This window comes from Aquabacterium parvum (assembly GCF_001447195.1).
Lineage (GTDB): Bacteria > Pseudomonadota > Gammaproteobacteria > Burkholderiales > Burkholderiaceae_C > Aquabacterium > Aquabacterium parvum.
Map to the genome: position 1 here is coordinate 1 of NZ_LFRI01000308.1, position 273 is coordinate 273.

A 273-nucleotide genomic window follows, 5' to 3' on the forward strand; every position below is an offset into this window, starting at 1 on the left:
GGTGACTACCTGCTGTTCCGGCACTACTTCACCATCGACGCTGTGAGGCTGCATGCGGCCAGCTTCTGCATGAAGCACCTGCTTTGCCCTCTGTGTGCCATTAGACGGGGCGCTAAGTCGATGAAAGCCTACTTGGTTAGGTGGGAGGTCATCCGAGCCGAGAAAACGGCTCTGAGGCCTTTTTTGGTGACTTTGACGGTGAAGAACGGTGATGACCTGGCTGAACGCTTTAAGCACCTTCATAGAGCCCAGCGCGAGCTATGGAAACGCCGG

At 56.0% G+C, this 273-nt stretch carries 1 protein-coding gene; it reads left to right on the plus strand.

The window, feature by feature from the left end; translation table 11 throughout:
* Window positions 1-42: 42 nt before the first annotated feature.
* Window positions 43-273: protein rep (locus ABG80_RS22745; protein WP_268760969.1), on the plus strand; the 231-nt coding region annotated here is incomplete at its 3' end.